23 protein-coding genes are annotated in these 19,991 nt (G+C 61.8%); 17 read left to right on the forward strand and 6 right to left on the reverse strand.

Annotated elements, in window-relative coordinates; translation table 11 throughout:
• Positions 1-23 precede the first annotated feature (23 nt).
• From AX760_RS16195 to AX760_RS16225, 6 genes are all read left to right on the forward strand, one after another.
• The gene (locus AX760_RS16195; RefSeq protein WP_071833956.1) at positions 24-1,565 is read left to right on the forward strand and encodes an FGGY-family carbohydrate kinase; all 1,542 of its coding nucleotides are present in this window, start codon (positions 24-26) and stop codon (positions 1,563-1,565) included.
• 434 nt (positions 1,566-1,999) lie between these two features.
• A complete protein-coding gene (locus AX760_RS27765; RefSeq protein WP_245295041.1) occupies positions 2,000-2,170 on the forward strand; it encodes a YegP family protein in 171 nt (56 codons plus the stop codon).
• Between the two features lie 282 nt (positions 2,171-2,452).
• Positions 2,453-3,100, forward strand: coding sequence for a lysophospholipid acyltransferase family protein (locus tag AX760_RS16210; RefSeq protein WP_071833958.1), 648 nt, complete (start codon positions 2,453-2,455; stop codon positions 3,098-3,100).
• Positions 3,097-4,047: a phosphatidate cytidylyltransferase gene (locus AX760_RS16215; RefSeq protein ID WP_071833959.1), complete on the forward strand. Its 951-nt coding sequence runs from the start codon at positions 3,097-3,099 to the stop codon at positions 4,045-4,047. Before AX760_RS16210 ends, AX760_RS16215 begins: the two co-directional genes overlap by 4 nt.
• The gene (locus tag AX760_RS16220) at positions 4,044-4,436 is read left to right on the forward strand and encodes a hypothetical protein (protein ID WP_071833960.1); all 393 of its coding nucleotides are present in this window, start codon (positions 4,044-4,046) and stop codon (positions 4,434-4,436) included. Before AX760_RS16215 ends, AX760_RS16220 begins: the two co-directional genes overlap by 4 nt.
• Positions 4,433-5,086: a CDP-alcohol phosphatidyltransferase family protein gene (locus AX760_RS16225; protein ID WP_071833961.1), complete on the forward strand. Its 654-nt coding sequence runs from the start codon at positions 4,433-4,435 to the stop codon at positions 5,084-5,086. The genes AX760_RS16220 and AX760_RS16225 overlap by 4 nt, the downstream gene beginning before the upstream one ends.
• A 1-nt stretch (position 5,087) precedes the next feature.
• Here the strand turns inward: AX760_RS16225 and AX760_RS16230 are convergent, their stop codons facing one another.
• A complete protein-coding gene (locus AX760_RS16230) occupies positions 5,088-5,786 on the reverse strand; it encodes a type 1 glutamine amidotransferase (protein WP_071834039.1) in 699 nt (232 codons plus the stop codon).
• Between the two features lie 176 nt (positions 5,787-5,962).
• Here AX760_RS16230 and AX760_RS16235 point away from each other — a divergent pair, with 176 nt between their 5' ends.
• The 10 genes from AX760_RS16235 to AX760_RS16280 all read left to right on the forward strand — a co-directional run bounded on the left by AX760_RS16235 (position 5,963) and on the right by AX760_RS16280 (position 15,083).
• Complete coding sequence (locus AX760_RS16235) at positions 5,963-6,145, forward strand: hypothetical protein (RefSeq protein WP_071833962.1); 183 nt, start codon at positions 5,963-5,965, stop codon at positions 6,143-6,145.
• A 226-nt stretch (positions 6,146-6,371) separates the two neighbouring features.
• Positions 6,372-6,809 carry a 30S ribosome-binding factor RbfA gene (gene rbfA / locus AX760_RS16240; protein WP_071833963.1) on the forward strand — a complete coding sequence of 146 codons (438 nt, stop codon included), beginning with the start codon at positions 6,372-6,374 and terminating at the stop codon, positions 6,807-6,809.
• Complete coding sequence (locus AX760_RS16245) at positions 6,809-7,264, forward strand: hypothetical protein (protein ID WP_071833964.1); 456 nt, start codon at positions 6,809-6,811, stop codon at positions 7,262-7,264. The genes rbfA and AX760_RS16245 overlap by 1 nt, the downstream gene beginning before the upstream one ends.
• Before the next feature lie 3 nt (positions 7,265-7,267).
• Positions 7,268-8,203, forward strand: a complete 936-nt coding sequence (gene truB, locus AX760_RS16250) for a tRNA pseudouridine(55) synthase TruB (RefSeq protein ID WP_071834040.1) — start codon at positions 7,268-7,270, stop codon at positions 8,201-8,203.
• Positions 8,204-8,387: 184 nt separating this feature from the next.
• Entirely contained in the window at positions 8,388-10,103 is a 1,716-nt protein-coding gene (locus AX760_RS16255; RefSeq protein ID WP_071833965.1) for a sensor histidine kinase, read from the forward strand.
• A gap of 79 nt (positions 10,104-10,182) precedes the next feature.
• Positions 10,183-10,515 carry an SH3 domain-containing protein gene (locus AX760_RS16260; RefSeq protein WP_087149277.1) on the forward strand — a complete coding sequence of 111 codons (333 nt, stop codon included), beginning with the start codon at positions 10,183-10,185 and terminating at the stop codon, positions 10,513-10,515.
• Between the two features lie 193 nt (positions 10,516-10,708).
• Entirely contained in the window at positions 10,709-10,978 is a 270-nt protein-coding gene (gene rpsO, locus AX760_RS16265) for a 30S ribosomal protein S15 (protein WP_071833967.1), read from the forward strand.
• A gap of 382 nt (positions 10,979-11,360) precedes the next feature.
• Complete coding sequence (pnp, locus tag AX760_RS16270) at positions 11,361-13,493, forward strand: polyribonucleotide nucleotidyltransferase (RefSeq protein WP_071833968.1); 2,133 nt, start codon at positions 11,361-11,363, stop codon at positions 13,491-13,493.
• A gap of 132 nt (positions 13,494-13,625) precedes the next feature.
• Positions 13,626-14,642, forward strand: coding sequence for a class I SAM-dependent methyltransferase (locus tag AX760_RS16275; RefSeq protein WP_071833969.1), 1,017 nt, complete (start codon positions 13,626-13,628; stop codon positions 14,640-14,642).
• Positions 14,643-14,852: 210 nt separating this feature from the next.
• Entirely contained in the window at positions 14,853-15,083 is a 231-nt protein-coding gene (locus AX760_RS16280) for a hypothetical protein (protein WP_139276054.1), read from the forward strand.
• Positions 15,084-15,143: 60 nt separating this feature from the next.
• Here the strand turns inward: AX760_RS16280 and fabI are convergent, their stop codons facing one another.
• The 3 genes from fabI to fabA are packed head-to-tail and all read right to left on the reverse strand — an operon-like array spanning position 15,144 to position 17,741.
• On the reverse strand, positions 15,144-15,950 hold the full coding sequence (gene fabI, locus AX760_RS16285; protein ID WP_071833971.1) for an enoyl-ACP reductase FabI: 807 nt from the start codon (positions 15,948-15,950) through the stop codon (positions 15,144-15,146).
• A gap of 4 nt (positions 15,951-15,954) precedes the next feature.
• On the reverse strand, positions 15,955-17,178 hold the full coding sequence (gene fabB, locus AX760_RS16290; RefSeq protein ID WP_071833972.1) for a beta-ketoacyl-ACP synthase I: 1,224 nt from the start codon (positions 17,176-17,178) through the stop codon (positions 15,955-15,957).
• Between the two features lie 47 nt (positions 17,179-17,225).
• Positions 17,226-17,741 (reverse strand): 3-hydroxyacyl-[acyl-carrier-protein] dehydratase FabA, encoded by a 516-nt coding sequence (gene fabA / locus AX760_RS16295; RefSeq protein WP_071833973.1) that lies wholly within the window; start codon positions 17,739-17,741, stop codon positions 17,226-17,228.
• Positions 17,742-18,059: 318 nt separating this feature from the next.
• Here fabA and irrA point away from each other — a divergent pair, with 318 nt between their 5' ends.
• On the forward strand, positions 18,060-18,476 hold the full coding sequence (irrA, locus tag AX760_RS16300) for an iron response transcriptional regulator IrrA (protein WP_071834041.1): 417 nt from the start codon (positions 18,060-18,062) through the stop codon (positions 18,474-18,476).
• Positions 18,477-18,487: 11 nt separating this feature from the next.
• Here irrA and AX760_RS16305 read toward each other — a convergent pair whose 3' ends face one another.
• Together AX760_RS16305 and AX760_RS16310 are read right to left on the reverse strand one after the other, a co-directional pair.
• Complete coding sequence (locus AX760_RS16305) at positions 18,488-19,123, reverse strand: trimeric intracellular cation channel family protein (RefSeq protein WP_071833974.1); 636 nt, start codon at positions 19,121-19,123, stop codon at positions 18,488-18,490.
• A 79-nt stretch (positions 19,124-19,202) separates the two neighbouring features.
• Entirely contained in the window at positions 19,203-19,991 is a 789-nt protein-coding gene (locus AX760_RS16310; protein WP_071833975.1) for a YdcF family protein, read from the reverse strand.

Raw genomic sequence — 19,991 nt, forward strand, 5'->3', positions numbered from 1 at the left:
CAGAGCCTTGGGAGGGGTTCGGAATGAAACACTATCTTTTGGGGCTCGACGCCGGAAACACTGTCATCAAGGCGGTGATCTTCGATCGGGCCGGCAACGAAATCGCGGCTGCCTTCGAAGAGGGACACAGCCGCATGCCGCACCCCGGGCATGTCGAGCGCGGTCTTGATGAACTCTGGACCAATGCACGGCAGGTCATTCGCACCTGCATCGAAAAAGCAAAGATCCGGCCGGAGGAGATCGCGGCGATCGGTTGCGCCGGCCACGGCAACGGCCTTTATGCGCTGGACCGCGACGGTGCGCCGCTTCTCGGGATACAGTCCATCGATACGCGGGCGACCGGTCTTGTCGAACAATGGGCGGCGGAAGGTGTGGGCGAGCGGACACAGCCGATCGCCCGGCAGCGTCCCTGGCCATCGCAGACGCCGACCTTGCTGGCCTGGCTGAAGCTTCACCGGCCGGAGCTTTTCAAGCGCATCGGCACCGTGTTCTGTTCCAAGGATTTTGTCGTCAATCGCCTGACTGGAAAGCGCGTCAGCGATGTCTCCGACATGTCCGGTGCCGGGTTGCTCGATCTCGCCACGCGCCGCTATGACAGGACGCTGATGGATGCCTATGGTCTGGGCGATTGCATGGATCTGTTGCCGACGCTCATCGAAAGCGCCGACATTGCCGGCACTGTGACGGAGGAGGTGGCGCGCGAAACAGGGCTTGCCGCCGGCACGCCTGTCGTCGGAGGCCTGTTCGATGTCGTCGCCTCGGCGCTCGGCTCGGGCGTCACGCGCACCGGCAGTGCCTCGATCATCGCCGGCACCTGGAGCATCAACCAGGTCATCATCGACGCACCCGACCTCGAGGGACCGGTCTTCATGTCCTCGACCTTCGATCGCAGCCGCTATATGGCGATGGAAAACAGCGCCACCTCGGCTGCCAATCTCGAATGGCTGGTGCGCGAGTTCTTCGACGGCGTCCATCAGGACGGTCTTTCGCCTTTCGACGCGGCTTGCGCGCTCGCCGGAGCCATCGAACCGGCATCGGACGATCCGCTCTACCATCCCTATCTCTACGGCGCCCAGCAGGACGGTCATGCCCGCGCCGGCTTTTACGGGGTTGCCGGCTGGCACAGCAAGGGCCACCTCGTTCGGGCGCTGCTCGAAGGTGTGGCATTCGGTCATCGCCAGCACATCGAGACGATCCGCAAGGCGGGCGCCGTCTTCAACGAAGCCGTGCTCTCCGGCGGCGGGTCGCGCAGCCTGATCTGGCCGCAGATCTTTGCCGATGTGCTCGGCGTTCCCGTCTCCGTGGCCCGCTCGCGCGAAACCGGGGCGCTCGGGGCTGCGATCGCGGCCGGAACCGGCGTCGGCCTGTTCGCCGATTTCGGCGAAGGGGCGGCGGCCATGGTCAAGACCGAGCGGCATTATCGTCCAACTATCGCGATGGAAGCCCATTATGCCCGGCGTTACGCGCTCTATCAGGATATCATCGCGGCGATGGAGCCATTGTGGCGACGTCTGGCGGCAAAGCAGCCCGCAGTGCCGCCCACAGGAGCAGGAGTGGCAGCGTGATCAGCGTGTGACGGAAGCGGTTGTCGATGCCTCGATCATGCCGACGGCAGTTTCCGGCAACATCAATTCGCCTGTGATCATGATCGCGGAAAAGGCGGCGGAATCGATTCTGGCCTGAAACCGGAAGGCGCCGGCCATAGGCGAAACTTGAACTCCCGATTCCTCTCCGTTACACCTTGAACTGCGCAGGGCCGGAGGGTGTTCTGCCGGAGCGAGGAGAGGTGTCTGCAATGCACAAGTTCAAGATCCTGAAGAACGAGAAGGGCGAGTATCGCACCCAGTTCGTCTACAATTCCGAAGTCATGGTCTGGTCGGAAAACTACGCGTCCAAGGCGAGCGCCAAGAATTGCATCGAATCGCTCAAGAAGAATGCGCCCGGTGCTGCGACTGTCGATCTCTCCAAGGAGGAAACCGGTTCCGGCTATCGCTTCGAGATCGTCGAAAGCAAGGACGGCCAGCATTTCGTGCGCTTCAAGGCGTCGAACGGCGAGACCATGGTCCGCTCCGAAACCTACGCCTCCAAGGCCAGCGCCAAGAACTGCATCGACTCCGTGAAGAAAAACGGCCCGGATGCACCGACGGAAGACGAGACGGCCAGCGCCTGAGAAAAGTGCAACTGCTCCGGTATCGCGGTGTCGGTTGCACCTCTTGTGCCGTCCGGGGGCGGCGGCCGTTTGCGGCTTGCTGTCACCTAGATTGAGGCTCTCAACCCGTCTTGCCGAATAAACCAAGCCCGAAGGCCGTTTCCAAAACACGGCAATGGTTGCGCGATACGGCGGTTTCATCGTTCCCTGCCAGAGAATGGCGGGGAGTAAGGGTTGGATGGCGATGGGTTGGATGGGGATGGATCTGGGGCGAAGCATGAAAGAAGGGGGGAGGCGAAGATCATGAAGGCGCTGTTTGCGAGAGCCGTTTCCGTGATGATCGTCGTCTTCGCACGCGCTGTCACGGCGGTGCGCGCCATCTGGCCGGAGAGCGGGCCGCCGCAAGGCCAGTGTATCTATTTCGCCAATCATTCCAGCCATGGCGATTTCATCCTGATCTGGTCGGTGCTGCCCCCGTGGATGCGGGTGCGGACGCGACCGGTTGCCGGCGCGGATTACTGGCTGAAGTCGAGCCTCAACCGCTTCATCGGCTGTGATGTCTTTGCTGCGGTGCTGATCGAGCGCGATCGGGAAAAGCGCCTGCAGGATCCGATCGCGGTCATGAGCGACGCGCTGGATGCCGGCTCCTCGCTCATCCTGTTTCCCGAGGGAACCCGCAACGAGACCGAGGCGCGGCTCCTGCCGTTCCGCAGCGGGCTTTACAATCTTGCCATGGCAACAAGGCCGGACATTCCGCTTGTGCCTGTGTGGATCGACAATCTCAACCGCGTCATGCCCAAGGGTGAAATCGTGCCCATTCCACTGATCTGCACCGTAACCTTCGGCGAAGCGCTGATCATAGCGCCCGACGAGGCGCGCGAAATTTTCCTTGCGCGGGCGACCGATGCGCTCCTGGCGCTTGCGCCGAAACCCCTGGGAGACGGGCAATGAGTGCGGCCGGTTCCGATCTCCTGCTTCTGCTGTTCGGTGTTGGTGGCGTGCTGATCCTGGCATCCAGCATCGGCTTTGTCCTCAAGCAGCGCCTGTCGCCGGACGGCTCGAATGCCGTCATCGAAAACCTTAATGCCCGGATCAATGCCTGGTGGATCATGGTGGCGCTGATCGGCATCGCCTTCCTCGCCGGCCGCGTCGGCGTCGTCATCCTGTTTGGCTTCTGCTCGTTTGCGGCGTTGCGCGAATTCGTGACGCTGACCAATACGCGGCGCGCCGATCACTGGGCGCTCGCCTGCGCCTTCTTCATCATCCTGCCGGTCCAGTATTATCTTGTCGCCACCGAATGGTATGGGCTCTATTCGATCTTCATCCCGGTCTATGCCTTTCTCTTCATGCCGATCATGGCGGTGTTCCGTGGCGATACGGAACGCTTTCTGGTTCGCATTGCCGAAGTGCAGTGGGCGTTGATGATCTGCGTCTTCTGTGCCAGCCACGTGCCGGCGCTGCTCAGCCTCGATATTCCCGGCTATGAAGACCGCAACGTGCTGCTCATCGCATTCCTCGTCATCGTCGTGCAACTCAGCGACGTGCTGCAATATGTCTGGGGCAAGCTGTTCGGAAAGACCAAGATCGCACCGAGGCTGTCGCCGTCAAAGACGGTCGAGGGCTTTGTCGGCGGGGTGGCCAGCGCCACTTTGATCGGTGCCGGTCTCTGGTGGATCACACCGTTTTCGGTGCTCCAGGCCGGACTTCTCGCCTTCACCATCGCCATCATGGGCTTCTTCGGCGGGCTGGTCATGTCGGCGATCAAGCGCGATCGCGGCGTCAAGGACTGGGGCCACCTGATCGGCGGGCATGGCGGGTTGATTGACCGGCTGGATTCCGTCGTCTTCTCCGCGCCGATCTTCTTCCACCTCGTCCGTTTTGGATGGTCGCTGACATGAGCCTGCGGCTGCGCGCCCTCGCAGGCTCCGGCGTCGTGCATGGGCTCTTTGCCTTTCTGGCCATGGGCGGCTGGGCGGTGTTTGCCAATCGGGCCTATCCGATGCCCAAGCCGCTTCTGGCCGGACTGGTACAGGGCGCGTTGTCGGCCATACTGACCCTGTTCCTGAAGGCCGGGATCGAGCATCTCTCGAAACGGTTTCAAGGCAGCGCCGCCTATTGGGCGCCGCCGCTCTTCACCTGCCTCGCCTCGACGTCTGTTCTCGTCGCCATCCATGCGCTGAGCGGCACGCCGGAAATCGCAAGGACCATCGCGGTGCCGCTGGCGGTCTCGACCACCTACGCAGTGCTCTACAGCTATTCGATAGCCGGCAAAGGAAATCGTCCATGACCGAAAATGCCGGAGATCGCCGTCCGCTGGCCAGTCGCAACACGCGCTGGGCACAGGGCATTGCCAGATGGCTGGCGCAACGCGCCGTCACCCCCAACCAGATTTCCCAGGCCAGCATGCTGGCCGCGGCCCTTGCCGGCGGCGCTTTCTGGTGGGCCGGGGATATGCAGGGTCCCGGACGCATCGTCCTTCTGGTCTGCGCCGCCCTGTTCTGCCAGTTGCGGCTGCTCTGCAATCTGTTCGACGGCATGGTCGCGGTCGAAGGCGGCAAGGGCGCGCCGGACGGGCCGTTCTGGAACGAATTCCCCGATCGCATCGCCGATATCCTGATCCTGACCGGCGTCGGTTACGGCATCGATGTCCCGGAACTCGGCTGGGCCGCCGCAAGCTTTGCGGTTCTCACCGCTTATGTCCGGGAACTGGGCCGGGCAAACGGCCTGCCGAGCGACTTCTGCGGCCCGATGGCAAAACCGCAGCGCATGGCGATAATCACCGCCGCTGCTCTGCTGTCGATGCTGGAGCCGCTCTGGAAAGGCCAGGACGAGGTTCTGGCGGTTGCATTGTCGGTGATCGCGCTGGGTGCGGCCATCACGGTTCTGCGCCGCAGCCTGCGGATCGTCCGCGCCCTGAAGCAAGCCCGGCCGCTGTAGATCAGATCGTCCTGACCCAGGCGCGCGCGATGGCAAGGCCGGTCGCATCGGCTGTTTCGGCGTGCCGCGCGGCATGGTCCGGATAGGTTGCAAGCCAGGTCGGGTCGATGCCCTCGATCACGCCGGCAAATGTCCGGTTCCAGTCGTCCACCACCTTCTTGCTTGCCTCGAAATGGAATTGCGTGCCGTAGGCGGCGCGGCCGATCCGGAACGCCTGATGCGCAGCCGTGCCATTGGTGGCGAGGTGCACAGCCCCCTCCGGCAAGGTGAACGTATCCGAGTGCCATTCGAAAATCGGGAAACTATGGGAAATGCCGCCGAGCAGCACATCCGTCGTGCCGTCATCGGTCAGGTGCACGTCCTTCCAGCCGAATTCCCGGGCAGCCCCCAGAATATTCGCTGCGCCATAACCACGGGCGAGCAGCTGGCTGCCGAGGCAGATGCCGAGCACCGACTTGTCGGCATCCCCGAACGTCCGCATCAACGCCGCAAGACCGGCGAGATACGGATGGGTGTGGTCGTCGAGCGCGCTCTGGCCGCCGCCGAGAACGACGATGGCATCGTGTTCATCATGCCCGCCGGGAAGCGCATCACCGGAAAAGGGTTGCCGCAGATCGATCTCGATACCGGCCTCCGAAAGTGCCACGCCGACCAGGCCGAGATCCGACCCGGCCATGTTTTCAACCACGAGAACCCGCATTTCGCCTCCGCTACCGACCAAGCTTGAAAGATTGACCATGCGGCGCCCGGTCTTTCAAGGCAGGTCCCGGTTTTTTAGTCCTGTTCCATGCGAAACAGCACGCTCCCACGCGGCATTGCATTGTCGGGTCACTGGATGAGACGCCCTCATCCGCAACCGGATCAAAGGATTGCCCCATGCGCAAGATCGTTCTCTCCGCCGCCATCGCTGCCGTCGCCGCGCTCTCGTTCGCCGCTCCTTCGCAGGCCGGTGGCTATGGCTACAACGGCTACCACCAGCAATATTGCTTCATCAAGAAGATCAAGTCCTACGACTACTACGGCAACCTGGTCATCAAGAAGATCCGCATTTGCAAGTAAGGCAATTACTGTTTCAACGAACCGACTTCCTCCCTGAACCCGGTCGTCCCTGCGGCCGGGTTTTGCTGTCGAAGCGCTTGCAAGATGCTGTATTCGGCGGGATGGTTGATCGGCAAGGGGGGCGCGAAGGCGGGTTCGTCTTGACCTTTCGGCCCGAAAGTTGCATTGGACCGGCTTGGTCGCGTTCCAGAAAACGCCAGAAAAGATAAAGCCCAGCGGAAAAACCATGAGCAAACCCACATCCTCCGCCCCCTCGCAGCGCATGCTGAGGGTTGGCGAACAAGTCCGCGCAGCCCTGACCCAGGTCCTGCAGCGCGGCGAGGTGCGCGATCCGCTGATCGAGACGACCGTGCTCTCGATTTCCGAAGTCCGCATGTCGACCGACCTGCGCGTCGCCACCGCTTTTGTGACGCCGCTTGGCGTTGCCGATCATGCGGCGCCGATCGAGGCGTTGAACCGGCACGCCAAATATATCCGCGGTCGCCTGACCCCGCACCTGCGCCAGCTGAAATACATGCCGGAAGTGCGCTTCAAGGATGATACCAGCTTCGACAACTACAAGAAGATCGACGCTTTGCTGCGCTCGCCGGAAGTCATGCGCGACCTCACGGATGATGCCGACGCAGACGATAAAAACGGCCCGAACGACAAAACCGGGGCGTGATGGCAAAGCATATCACGCTCGACGAACTCAATGCCTGGACCTTCGAGCAGCGCCAGGCCTTCTACCGCAGCGGCCTTACCCGCTTCGACAATGCCGAGGCTGTGCGCCTGGTGGAAATGATGGTCGCCTCCGGTCTTCCCTATCGCCCGGGCAAGGAAATTGCCCATGGCGATCGCGAGATGAAGGCGCTCGAAGCCATTATCTATTCGCCCTATAACGAGAAAATGCTGCTGGAGGCCGCCGCGTCCGGTAAGCCCCCGCTGGGCGCCCTCGAACCGCTGATCGTCGAGACCCTGCGCGATGACTACCGCGTCGACAATGGCGGCACCATCGCGGCCGGATACCTGATTGCCCGGAGGCTTTACGCGCTGGGTTTTGAAAAGAGCAGCAGCCAGAAAATGCCGGATGGCAGTGTCGCGAGGACCGCCGCGACCTTTCGCAAAAAAAGAGCTTGATTGATGTCCAGACCTCGCAAACCCAAGGGCCGTGCCGTTTCCGGCTGGCTGATCCTCGACAAGCCGCTGGATTTCGGCTCCACCGAGGCCGTCTCGAAGATCAAATGGCTGTTCAAGGCACAGAAGGCCGGCCATGCCGGCACGCTCGATCCTCTTGCGTCCGGCATGTTGCCGATCGCCTTGGGCGATGCCACGAAAACCGTTCCCTATGTCATGGACGGCCGCAAGATCTATGAATTCGCCGTAGCCTGGGGCGAGGAGCGCGCGACCGACGATCTTGAAGGCGCGGTGACGCAATCCTCCGACAATCGTCCGTCCGAGGAAGAGATCCGCGCCCTGCTGCCGGCCTATACCGGCGTCATCAACCAGGTGCCGCCGCAGTTTTCGGCGATCAAGATCGATGGCAATCGCGCCTATGATCTGGCCCGCGAAGGCGAAACCGTCGACATTCCTGCCCGCGAAGTCGAAGTCTTTCGTCTTTCGCTGCTCGGCTGCACGCCGCATCTGGCGCATTTCGAAATCGAATGCGGCAAGGGCACCTATGTGCGCTCGCTGGCCCGTGACTTCGGCCGGGATCTGGGTTGCTACGGCCATATCGCCTCGCTGCGCCGCAGCTTCGTCGCCCCCTTTGCCGAGGAAAGCATGGTGCCGCTCGCGGATCTGGTGGCGCTTGAAGGCATCGAGAGTGACGAAGAACGCCTGGCCGCCCTCGACGCCTTTCTGATCGATACCGGCGAGGCTCTGTCGAGCCTGCCGCATATTGCGGTGACCGACGAGCAGGCGCACCGCCTGAAAATGGGCAATCCGATCATCGTGCGCGGACGCGACGCCCCCTTGTCGGAGCCGGAGGCCTATGCCACCGCCCGGGGAAAGCTGATCGCCATTGGTGAAATCGGCGAAGGCGAGTTTCGCCCGAAGCGGGTTTTTGCCACGGGTTGAAAATCACCCCGCTCGTACCATTTGCCTTCCCGGGCACACCAACGCATGATGTTCGTCAGTCCCAGGGAGATTCTTACTGCCCAGGCAGACGTACGCAACGGCGAGGATCGCACTGCGCCGGACGCAAGGGCGGCGGCAGTGCAGCACATTGTAACATGACAGGCGGAATCCGAGTGGGGACGGTTTGAACGAGGCTCAGAACAGGCAGGGTCCCCGGACCAGTGGGCGACTGCGGGATTTCCTGCAGCTTGCGCGACAGCGTCGCTTCTCGTTCTATCTGGCCTTGCTCTTGCTGGTCGCCATCGTTCCATCGTTCATTTTTTCCATGGTCATCCTCAAGCGCAGTTCCGATGCGCAGGAGCAGGTGGTTGCTTCATTGCTGAAGGCATCGACCGGCTCGGCGACACGGATCATCGAGCGGGAAGTCGAAGGCATGCTGACCACGCTCAGGGTGCTGTCGATGACGGGATCCGGCGACGCGCATGATCTGCCCAGCCTGTATCAACGCGCTTTCTCCGCTCTTGCAGGAACCGATTCCAACCTTCTGGTCATCGACCGGTCGTACAACCAGCTGTTCAACACCCGCGTCCCCTTTGGCACGCCGTTGCGGAAGTCGTCGGATCCGAAGTCGGTGGATGAAGCGTTTGCCAAGGATGGACCACTGATTTCCAACGTGTTCTTCGGAAATACGGCAAAGAAGTGGGTCTACAATGTCTATCTGCCGCTCAACGCTCCCAATGGCAAAACCGACTATCTGCTGACCCTGACACAGGATGCCGAAAGCATGGCCAAGGCGGTCAACCGGGATACGTTATCGCCGGGCTGGGACGCTGCCTTGATCGACGGCGTCGGCAACGTGATCGTTTCCTCCGACACCAAGGTGGCTGTGGGGAAGCCGTTCTTCATGGAGATCGTGCCGGCCCTGCAGATTGGTATCGGACGCGCCACGCATGACGGTGTCATCTACAGAACGGTAACCGAGTTCTCCGTCGCGACGGGCTGGCGGGTGGTCGCCTGGGCCAAAAATTCGGATGTCGATGCGCCGGCGCGCTGGTCCTATCTCTGGCTGACGATTGGCGGCGTGGTCTTTGCCGGCATTGCCCTTGCGGGTTCGGCGGCCATCGCACGTATCCTCTCCCGCGGCATCAAGCAGTTGGCACGGGATGCACATCTGCTTGGTCTTGGCCGACCGATTCCGGCTCGACGCCACCTGATCTCCGAGCTTGAGGTGGTCTCGACCGCACTGGCAGAGGCGGCGCAGTCGCGGGCCAAGGCGGAAAACGAGATCCGCTTCCTGATGCGCGAGGTTGCCCATCGCTCGAAGAACCAGCTGACGGTCATCCAGTCGATGCTCAACCAGTCGCTGAACGCAGCTGAAAATCCGACGGACTTTGCCGATGCCTTCCGCAAGCGGATCGCCGGGCTGGCCCGTTCCACCGACCTGATGATCGCCAATGCGGCGCAGGGCGTGGACCTGCGCGAACTCGTGCAGAACCAGCTGCAGCCCTTCACCCCGGATGATCCGTCCCGCGTCCGGCTGTACGGGCCGGCCGTCAAGCTGGACACGCAGGTTTCGCAGACGCTCGGCATGGCGCTGCACGAGCTTGCCACCAACGCCACAAAGTATGGTGCGCTTGCCAACAGCAAGGGCGTGGTTGCCCTCGACTGGTCCCTGACATCGACGCAGCTGTTGATTGTCTGGCGGGAAAGCGGCGCCGATCTCAATCCCGAGACACAGGCGCCTGTCCGAAAGGGTTTTGGGACCATGGTCCTTGAGCGCATGCTCGGCATGGCGCTGGACGCGAAACTGGAGCGACAGATGCACCGGGACGGCATCGAATGGCGTGTCACGATCCCGCGGGACAGGCTCTACGCCTATCCTGTCGCTGACGCGGATTGACAGCAGCTGGACGGCACACCGGCCGGCCCCCCAAGGCACGCGGAAACGGATCTTGTGTTTGACCGCGATGGAGGATGGAATGCAAAGACTGCGTTATCTCTTGCGGCTTGCCTTCCTGGTGGCCCTGGCCGCCCATCCTGCGCAAGCGGCCTGCACGGTTGCCGATCCGACCGGGACGCCCCTGAATGTCCGGGATGCACCGAATGGCAGCATTGTCGGAGCCCTGCCGAATGGCCTTGAGGTCGAGCAGCTGGAAGAGCACCGCCTCGGCGCGAAGACATGGATCCGGGTTTCGGTCGACGGCGCGCCGCGCGGCTGGGTCTTCGGGGCCTATGTCATCTGCAGCGGCGACGACGGAGACATAGACAGCCAGAAATCTGCGCCCATGCGCCCCCGCGCATCCCCGAATTGAGGCCTGAGGCGCTGCAAGTGCCACCGTTGGGGCATCGCTCGGCAGGGCTCTTTCTTTTTGGTCCGGTATGGTTTATAGGCAGCGCCAGCAAAAGACCGACGTCGAAGACCAAGGCATTCTGCTTTCATGGCCGCAGCTGGACGACATCCCGGCTGCTGGCGACCCGAAATCCTAAAAATTGAAAGGATACACGATGTCGATCACTGCAGAGCGCAAGGCTGCGCTCATCAAGGAATACGCAATCGTCGAAGGCGACACCGGTTCCCCGGAAGTCCAGGTTGCTATCCTCACCGAGCGGATCAACAACCTGACCGGTCACTTCAAGGGCCACAAGAAGGACAACCACTCGCGTCGTGGCCTTCTGGCAATGGTTTCCACGCGTCGTTCGCTTCTTGACTACGTCAAGGGCAAGGAAGAAGCACGGTACACCAAGCTGATTGCTGCCCTCGGCATCCGCCGCTAAGCCTTAGCCCGGCGGGCGTTCCTCTTGATGGAGGGCGCCCGTCGGTCGTTTTTTTGCGGAACAAACGTTCCGTCACTGCCGCCTTCCTGCACGCCAAGCCGGCGTATGCAAAAAGGGCGGACTGTCCAGCAGGCCGGAAGGGCCGGACCTGCGGAAACAACCGATGACCTGTCATGGGGCAGGATTGCAGGGTGCTTCGGCGCTTGCCCGTTTTTCAAGCCCGCAGGCCTTTCGGCTTTCATGGGCGGAATGACCCGCCAGCCAGAATGGAAGCCCCCCGCTGTCTTGCCCGTGATATGTCATATCCGCGGCATCTCTCCATCGCCCGCGCCAAAAGATGGCTGCGGCGCGAATGGACCGATCCACACACGAAGGACAAAATATGTTCGATACCCACACGGTCGAAATCGAATGGGCAGGCCGCCCGCTCAAGCTCGAAACCGGCAAGATCGCCCGTCAGGCTGACGGCGCCGTTCTCGCCACCTACGGCGAAACCGTCGTTCTCGCCACCGTCGTTTCGGCCAAGTCGCCGAAGCCGGGCCAGGATTTCTTCCCGCTGACCGTCAACTACCAGGAAAAGACCTATGCCGCCGGCAAGATCCCGGGCGGCTACTTCAAGCGCGAAGGTCGTCCGTCGGAAAAGGAAACGCTGGTTTCCCGCCTGATCGACCGTCCGATCCGCCCGCTGTTCCCTGATGGCTACAAGAACGATACCCAGGTTGTCGTCACCGTCATGCAGCACGATCTGGAAAATGATCCGGACGTGCTGGCCATGGTCGCCGCTTCCGCTGCCCTGACGATTTCCGGCATCCCGTTCATGGGCCCGGTCGGCGGCGCTCGCGTCGGCTACATCAACGGCCAGTATGTGCTGAACCCGCATCTCGACGAAATGCCGGAATCGATCCTCGATCTGGTTGTCGCCGGTACGCAGGACGCCGTCCTGATGGTTGAATCGGAAGCCAAGGAACTGAACGAAGAGATCATGCTCGGCGCCGTCATGTTCGGCCACAAGGGCTTCCAGCCGGTCATCGATGCGATCATCAAGCTCGCCGAAGTGGCTGCCAAGGAACCGCGCGATTTCACGCCGGAAGATCATTCCGCTCTCGAAGCCGAAATGCTCGGCATGGCAGAGACCGAACTGCGCGCTGCCTACAAGAACACCCAGAAGGCAGAGCGTTATGCTGCCGTTGACGCCGTCAAGGCCAAGGTGAAGGCTCACTTCTTCCCGGAAGGCGCAGAACCGAAGTACACGAACGAAGTTATCGGTGCCGTCTTCAAGCACCTGCAGGCCAAGATCGTTCGCTGGAACATTCTCGACACCAAGAGCCGCATCGATGGCCGCGATCTCGATACGGTTCGCAAGATCGTCTCGGAAGTCGGCATCCTGCCGCGCACCCATGGCTCGGCGCTGTTTACCCGCGGTGAAACGCAGGCGATCGTCGTTGCCACGCTCGGCACCGGCGAAGACGAACAGTACGTTGACAGCCTGACCGGCATGTACAAGGAAAAGTTCCTGCTGCACTACAACTTCCCGCCCTATTCGGTCGGTGAAACAGGCCGCATGGGCTCCCCGGGCCGCCGCGAAATCGGCCATGGCAAGCTTGCCTGGCGCGCTATCCGCCCGATGCTGCCGGCTGTCGAGCAGTTCCCCTACACGCTGCGCGTCGTCTCCGAGATCACCGAATCGAACGGTTCGTCCTCGATGGCAACCGTCTGCGGCACCTCGCTTGCACTGATGGACGCCGGCGTTCCGCTGGCCAAGCCGGTCGCCGGTATCGCCATGGGCCTGATCCTCGAAGGTGAGCGCTTTGCGGTTCTCTCCGACATCCTCGGCGACGAAGATCACCTCGGCGACATGGACTTCAAGGTTGCCGGCACCACGGATGGCATCACCTCGCTGCAGATGGACATCAAGATCGCCGGTATCACCGAAGAGATCATGAAGGTCGCGCTCAGCCAGGCACAGGGCGGACGCAAGTACATCCTCGGCGAAATGGCCAGCGCCATCAGCCAGGGCCGTTCGGAACTCGGCGAATTCGCACCGCGCATCGAAGTCATGAACATTCCGGTCGACAAGATCCGGGAAGTCATCGGCACCGGCGGCAAGGTCATCCGCGAAATCGTCGAAAAGACCGGCGCCAAGATCAACATCGAAGACGACGGCACGATCAAGATCGCCTCCTCGTCCGGCAAGGAGATCGAAGCGGCCCGCAAGTGGATCCACTCGATCGTTGCAGAACCGGAAGTCGGCCAGATCTACGAAGGTACTGTTGTGAAGACCGCCGACTTCGGCGCCTTCGTCAACTTCTTCGGCCCGCGTGACGGCCTCGTGCACATCTCGCAGCTGGCCTCCGATCGTGTTGCCAAGACCTCCGACGTCGTCAAGGAAGGCGACAAGGTCTGGGTCAAGTTGATGGGCTTCGACGAGCGCGGCAAGGTTCGCCTGTCCATGAAGGTTGTCGACCAGGCAACCGGCAAGGAAGTCGCCAAGGGCGAAGGCGAAGCTGCTGAATAAGCGGCCTGCCTGAAACAGGACTGCCGGGCGCGGAGCAATCGTTCCGCGCCCTTTCTATTCCTCCGGAATTCAAACTCGAGCGTGGTCATCCGAAACAGCTGGTTTTCGGCTCATGCTCAAAGGACCTCGACCATGAGCCGCGACGCGCTGAAAACCCTGTTCTATCCGTTCGACAACGGCGTGCTGCCTGCACCCGCAGAAGGCGAGCGCGTGCTGTTCCTGGGCGCCGAGGCCGGCTACAGGCTGCCGCAGGGCTTTGAAGCCTCGATTGCCGCCGTGCAGGCCCTGCGCCCGCTCTACCGCGGCCTGGAGGCTGCCCGGGCCGATGTCTCAGCCGTTGTTGATGGCGAAGACTATGACGCGGCCCTGGTGCTTCTGTGCAAGCACAAGGGCGAGAACGAGGATCGGCTGGCCGAGGCGCTGAAGCGCACCAAGATCGGCGGACTGATCGTCGTTGCCGGTTCCAAGGAAGATGGTGTCCAGTCACTGCGCAAGCGTGTCGCCCAGTTTGGCTGGGGCGGCGACAGCCTGCCGAAATATCACGGCGTCGCCTTCTGGTTCGGCCGCCCGGAAGATCCGCAGGACGTGATTGCCAAATTCTCCAAGAAGCCGGTCCGCGTCGAGGGCCGCTTCGATACCGCGCCGGGCATGTTCTCCCACGATCGCATCGATGACGGTTCGGAACTTTTGGCCTCGCGCCTGCCGGACGATTTCAAGGGCCACGCCGCCGATTTCGGGGCCGGCTGGGGCTATCTCTCCGTCATGCTTGCCGCGCGCGCGCCGAACCTCAAGGGCATCGACCTTTTCGAGGCCGACCACCATTCGCTGGAAGCCGCGAAGATCAACCTAAAGGCCAATGCTCCGAAAGTGCCGACACGGTTTTTCTGGCATGACCTGACGAGCGAAGATACCCGCGACAAATACGACCTGATCGTCATGAACCCGCCCTTCCATGAAGGTCATGCGGCCGAGCCTTCGCTCGGCGTTGCGATGATCAAGGCGTCGGCAAAGGCGCTGAAGATCGGTGGCAAGCTCATGCTGGTCGCCAATCGCGGCATGCCCTATGAGGCCGTCATGGGCGAAACCTTCAAGGAATGGGGCGAGACCTGCCGCAATGCCCGCTTCAAGGTCCTCTGGGGCAAGCGCTGAACCTGAGCCGCAGCGCCGTGCTTTGGGCACGGCGGGATAGGACGCGGGTGCTGCGCGATTGCACATCAGATAGAGAATTCAATCCGGCAATCAAATGCGGTTGCGGGAATGGCACGCTAGCGATTGCGCTTCCCTCGATTCGGGTCCACCCTTGGTCTGTCGCGCCCAGCTGCGCCCTTTCGGGCGCAGGGCCTGTGACGGGAGAAAATCATGGGATTTGGACCTGCCCGACCGCCTATGACCGAAGGTGTCGCCGAAGTCATCGTCAAGGACGTGCACAGCGGCATCGGCAAGGGATTGACCTCGGAGGTGCCCCTGGCCTTCCAGACTGCCGCCCGCGCACCCACGGACCCTGCTTCCCGCAACCGGACGCGCAAGGCACTGGTCGTCTTCGCGTTGCTCGGGGCGGCGGGTCTTGCGGTGCTTTGGTTGATGGTCTGAAGACGCGGCGAAAGCGATCAACAAACATCATCGCCAGCGCCGACTGACGTTTGTCCGTTCCTACTCGCTGTCGGCCTTGTTCAGCGTGTCCAGGACCGGCATCGAGGTGATGTTGTAGCCGGAATCGACATAGTGGATCTCGCCGGTGACGCCGCTGGAGAGAGGCGACAGCAGGTAGAGAGCGGAATTGCCGACGTCCTCGATCGTCACAGTGCGGCGCATCGGCGAGTTCTTCTGCTGCCAGGACAGCATGGCGCGGGCATCCGAAATGCCGGCGCCGGCGAGCGTGCGGATCGGGCCGGCGGAAATCGCGTTGACGCGGATGCCGCGCTGGCCGTAGTCGGAGGCGAGATAGCGCACGGACGCCTCAAGCGCCGCCTTGGCAACGCCCATGACGTTGTAGTTCGGCATCACGCGCACCGAGCCGCCATAGGTCAGCGTCAGCATCGTGCCGCCGTCCGTCATCAGCTCTGCGGCGCGTCTTGCGATTTCGGTGAAGGAAAAGCAGGAGATCAGCATGGTGCGGCTGAAGTTTTCGCGCGACGTGTTCGCGTACAGGCCCTTCAATTCGTTCTTGTCGGAAAAGCCGATGGCATGCACGATGAAGTCGAGCTTGCCCCATTTTTCCTTGAGCGCGTCGATCACGGCGTCGACGGATGCGATATCCTCGACATCGCATGGCAGCAGAATGTCGGAATTGACCTCCGCCGCCAGCGGCTTCACCCTCTTGCCAAGCGCTTCGCCCTGGTAGGTGAAGGCAAGCTCTGCACCCTGTGCCGCAAGCGCCTGCGCGATGCCCCAGGCGATCGAGTGGCTGTTGGCGACGCCCATGATGAGGCCGCGTTTTCCGTTCATGATGCCGGTCATCGAATTATCCGTTGTAGCGCTGGAAAACGAGCGTTGCGTTGGTGCCGCCAAAGCCGAAGGAGTTCGACAGGGCGGTGTTGATCGTGACATCGTCGATGCGCTTGCGCACGATCGGCACGCCGTCGAATTCCGGGTCGAGCTCGGTGATATGCGCGCTTTCGCCGATGAAGCCGGCCTGCATCATCAAAAGCGAATAGATCGATTCCTGCACGCCGGCCGCGCCCAGCGAATGGCCGGTCAGCGACTTGGTCGACTGGATGTGCGGGATCTTGTCGCCGAAGACTTCACGGATCGCGCCGATTTCCTTCGAATCGCCCACCGGCGTCGAGGTGCCATGCGTGTTGACGTAGTCGACGTCGCCATCGACGGTCGCCAGCGCCTGGCGCATGCAGCGCACCGCGCCCTCGCCGGATGGAGCGACCATGTCATAGCCATCGGATGTGGCACCATAGCCGGTGATTTCGGCATAGATCTTGGCGCCGCGGGCCTTGGCGTGTTCCAGTTCTTCCAGAACCAGCACACCGGCACCGCCGGCAATCACGAAGCCGTCGCGGGACTTGTCATAGGCGCGCGAGGCGGTGGAGGGCGTGTCGTTGTATTTCGAGGACATCGCGCCCATGGCGTCGAACAGGTTCGACATGGTCCAGTCGAGATCCTCGTGGCCTCCGGCAAACATCACGTCCTGCTTGCCCCACTGGATCATCTCCATGGCATTGCCGATGCAATGCGCCGAGGTCGAGCAGGCCGACGAGATCGAATAGTTGACGCCGTGGATCTTGAACCAGGTCGCGAGCGTGGCGGACGCCGTCGAAGACATCGCCTTCGGCACGGCAAACGGGCCGATGCGCTTGGGCGAATTGTTCTTGATGGTGATTTCGGCTGCTTCGATCAGGGTCCGGGTCGAAGGGCCGCCGGAGCCCATGATGATGCCGGTGCGCTCGTTGCCGCCGATGTCCTTGTCTTCAAGGCCCGAATCGGCGATCGCCTGCTTCATCGCGACATGGTTCCACATGCCGCCCTGCGACAGGAACCGCGCGGCACGACGATCGACAAGCTCGGTGACGTCGAGATCAGGGGCGCCCCAGACCTGGCAGCGGAAACCGTGCTCGGCGAAATCGTTCGAGAACGAAATGCCCGACTTCGCTTCACGAAGGGACGCGGTGACTTGTTCCGCATCGTTCCCGATGGAGGAAACGATACCCAGACCCGTGACAACAACCCGTCTCATGTCGATGACCTTTTCTCTAATCTCTCTGCGTGCAACGGCGCCTTGGTTCAGGCCGCTTTTTCCTTGGACAGACCAACGCGCAGGTCGCTTGCCTGATAGATAACCTCACCGTCCGCCTTGAGCCAGCCATCGGCTGTTCCAAGCACAAGCCGGCCGCGCATCACGCGCTTGAAGTCGATGCCGTATTCGAGCAGCTTGGTCGTCGGGCGAACCATGCCCTTGAACTTCACTTCGCCGGTGGACAGCGCCATGCCGCGCCCGGGCTCACCCAGCCACCCGAGGAAAAATCCGGTCAGCTGCCACATGCCGTCGAGACCCAGGCAGCCAGGCATGATCGGATTGCCGGCAAAATGGCAGGGGAAATACCAGTCGTCCGGACGGACATCATATTCGGCCCGGATGTAACCCTTGTCGAAGGCGCCACCCGTTTCGGAGATCTCGGTAATCCGGTGGACCATCAGCATCGGCGGCAGCGGCAGTTGCGCATTGCCCGGGCCAAACAGTTCACCACGACCGCATGTCAGGATTTCTTCATAGTTGAAGCTGGATTGTCTGGTCGTCATGAACTGTTGTTTCCCCACTAGACAAGATTTTTCGTTGACCTGCTTTAGAGCAAGTTCGCTTTGAAATGAAGCACAAGCATGCAAACTTCATCCCGGTCTGTCCCATTCCTCCGTTCGAGGATAAGGCTAAATTCCGCCGTCGCATACATGATGGAGGTCTCAACAGCCAGAGATAAATGGCTTTGCCCCCAGATTCGACCCGTTTTCGGACCGCATGCGGCTCCAGTTCGGCTCTGCACTATTGAAAGCATTCGCAGCAAAAGTTATATCGGCAGTGGAAAAGCATTCTGCAATAGCTTGACGATCTGGATCTGCTGCATGGCAACTGCACTCGACACCTGTTCGGAAGAACGTCTGCGCCACTCGGGCCTTCGGCCGACGCGACAGCGCATGGCGCTTGCCGACCTGATTTTTGCCAAGGGTGATCGCCATCTGACGGTGGAAGAACTTCACGAGGAAGCGGTCGCGGCCGGTGTGCCGGTGTCGCTGGCGACGGTGTACAACACGCTGCACCAGTTTACCGAAGCCGGCATGATCCGGGTGCTGGCCGTCGAGAGCGCAAAAACCTATTTCGACACGAATGTCTCGGACCATCATCATTTCTTCGTCGAGGGCCATAACGAGGTTCTCGACATTCCCGTCAACAATATTTCCATCGGCAATCTTCCTGAGCCTCCCGAGGGCATGGAGATCGCCCATGTCGATGTTGTCATCCGTCTGCGCCCGAAGCGCTAGGCTGCCGTCCGCTACATGACATCGTCAGGATGCCTGCCGGGGCCGGCTCTCCCCGTGGGCAGCGTCCATCCGTAGCGCAGCGCCCCGCCGCGAACCAGGAACGCGGCCAAAATTCCGATCGCCGATGCGACGATCAGCGGTGCACCGAGCGCCGTTGCCCCGGTAAACATGCCCGAACCCACCAGTGCCGCCGTCACATAGATCTCCGGACGCAGGAGAACGGACGGCTCGCCGGCCAGGAGGTCGCGCAGGACGCCGCCAAAGGTCGCGGTCAGCATGCCGGTGACCATCGCAACGGCCGGAGAGCCCGTGGCCTCCAGTCCCTTTGCTGCCCCCATCACGCAATAGGCCGAGAGCCCGACCGCGTCGAGCCAGACCAGCAGCCGGTAGCGGGAGTGCATCAGGTGCGCCGACAGGAACACGGCAATACCGGCTGCCGTACAGACCAGAAGATAGATCGGGTTCGTGACCCAGAAGACGGGCGTGGCGCCGAGGATAACATCGCGCAACGTGCCGCCGCCAATACCCGTGACGGAGGCCAGGAAGACATAGCCGATGATGTCGAGCTGCTTGCGCGAGGCCGAAAGCGCGCCGGTGACGGCAAACACGGCAACGCCGGCATAGTCGAGAATTTCCAGTATCGGCATGGTCAGGCTCCCTCATTCAAGGGCAGAAGGACCACATGGGACCGGTTGCGTCAACGGCCGGAACCGCCTTGCGGCGGTGCTATTGCGGGAAGATCGCATGCGTACGGCCACTGATGTAGTAGGCCAGAAGTCCGGTCCATTCGCGCAGGGCGGTGGTCGTCAGCTGTGCATTGAGCGATGGCTGGCTGAAGTCCGGCCAGAGGCTGACGCGACCGCTCGTCCGGTAGTCGGTCGGCCAGGGCACGACGGGGATGCCCAGCTTGCGGAACAGGCCGACCGACCGGGGCATGTGGAAGGCGGAGGTCACCAGCAGACAGTTGCTGAGCGCGTTTCTCTCCAGCAGGTCCTTCGTATTGGCCGCATTCTCGAATGTCGTGCGCGACGTCTCGTCGCGAATCAGCCGGGCGGGGTCGATGCCGAAAGTTGAGAAAAAGGTGGTGGAGGCCTGCGCATCACCCTCATAGGCGCCGCTGAACGAGCCGTCACCGCCGGATACCAGGATACGGGCGTCGGGATAGAGCCGAGCCAGGCGCAGCCCCTCGATGAAGCGATCGGCAGACTGGTTGAATTCCAGGCCGCCGCGGGTGGCCATGACCTCGTTTTCGAAGGCGCCACCTAGAATAATGACGCAGGAGACGCTGTTCGGCGGATTTTGTGGGCGCGGAAAGCGGTTTTCAAGCGCCTGCAGCGCATAGCTGCCGGTGCTTGTGAACAATGTCAGGAACAAGAGCGTGACAGCCACCGCCGAAAAGAAACCGCGGGTTCGCTCAAATCCGGCTGCATCGAGCAGGATCGCGATAATCAGGCAGACGAACACCAGCGACAGCGGCTGGGCAAGCAACCAGAAAAGTTTTGACGCGAGAAACAT

Source organism: Pararhizobium antarcticum, assembly GCF_001885585.1.
Lineage (GTDB): Bacteria > Pseudomonadota > Alphaproteobacteria > Rhizobiales > Rhizobiaceae > Pararhizobium > Pararhizobium antarcticum.

Coding starts and splice junctions, on each gene's coding strand:
- AX760_RS16195 (WP_071833956.1), top strand. CDS start 24: ATGAAACACTATCTTTTGGGGCTCGACGCCGGAAACACTGTCATCAAG.
- fabA (WP_071833973.1), bottom strand. CDS start 17,741: ATGACGACCAGACAATCCAGCTTCAACTATGAAGAAATCCTGACATGC.
- AX760_RS16235 (WP_071833962.1), top strand. CDS start 5,963: ATGCGCAAGATCGTTCTCTCCGCCGCCATCGCTGCCGTCGCCGCGCTC.
- rpsO (WP_071833967.1), top strand. CDS start 10,709: ATGTCGATCACTGCAGAGCGCAAGGCTGCGCTCATCAAGGAATACGCA.
- pnp (WP_071833968.1), top strand. CDS start 11,361: ATGTTCGATACCCACACGGTCGAAATCGAATGGGCAGGCCGCCCGCTC.
- AX760_RS16230 (WP_071834039.1), bottom strand. CDS start 5,786: ATGCGGGTTCTCGTGGTTGAAAACATGGCCGGGTCGGATCTCGGCCTG.
- irrA (WP_071834041.1), top strand. CDS start 18,060: ATGGCAACTGCACTCGACACCTGTTCGGAAGAACGTCTGCGCCACTCG.
- AX760_RS16305 (WP_071833974.1), bottom strand. CDS start 19,123: ATGCCGATACTGGAAATTCTCGACTATGCCGGCGTTGCCGTGTTTGCC.
- AX760_RS16210 (WP_071833958.1), top strand. CDS start 2,453: ATGAAGGCGCTGTTTGCGAGAGCCGTTTCCGTGATGATCGTCGTCTTC.
- fabI (WP_071833971.1), bottom strand. CDS start 15,950: ATGACCGGCATCATGAACGGAAAACGCGGCCTCATCATGGGCGTCGCC.
- AX760_RS16225 (WP_071833961.1), top strand. CDS start 4,433: ATGACCGAAAATGCCGGAGATCGCCGTCCGCTGGCCAGTCGCAACACG.
- AX760_RS16275 (WP_071833969.1), top strand. CDS start 13,626: ATGAGCCGCGACGCGCTGAAAACCCTGTTCTATCCGTTCGACAACGGC.
- fabB (WP_071833972.1), bottom strand. CDS start 17,178: ATGAGACGGGTTGTTGTCACGGGTCTGGGTATCGTTTCCTCCATCGGG.
- AX760_RS16280 (WP_139276054.1), top strand. CDS start 14,853: ATGGGATTTGGACCTGCCCGACCGCCTATGACCGAAGGTGTCGCCGAA.
- AX760_RS16310 (WP_071833975.1), bottom strand. CDS start 19,991: ATGTTTCTCGCGTCAAAACTTTTCTGGTTGCTTGCCCAGCCGCTGTCG.
- truB (WP_071834040.1), top strand. CDS start 7,268: ATGTCCAGACCTCGCAAACCCAAGGGCCGTGCCGTTTCCGGCTGGCTG.
- AX760_RS16245 (WP_071833964.1), top strand. CDS start 6,809: ATGGCAAAGCATATCACGCTCGACGAACTCAATGCCTGGACCTTCGAG.
- AX760_RS16215 (WP_071833959.1), top strand. CDS start 3,097: ATGAGTGCGGCCGGTTCCGATCTCCTGCTTCTGCTGTTCGGTGTTGGT.
- AX760_RS16220 (WP_071833960.1), top strand. CDS start 4,044: ATGAGCCTGCGGCTGCGCGCCCTCGCAGGCTCCGGCGTCGTGCATGGG.
- AX760_RS16260 (WP_087149277.1), top strand. CDS start 10,183: ATGCAAAGACTGCGTTATCTCTTGCGGCTTGCCTTCCTGGTGGCCCTG.
- rbfA (WP_071833963.1), top strand. CDS start 6,372: ATGAGCAAACCCACATCCTCCGCCCCCTCGCAGCGCATGCTGAGGGTT.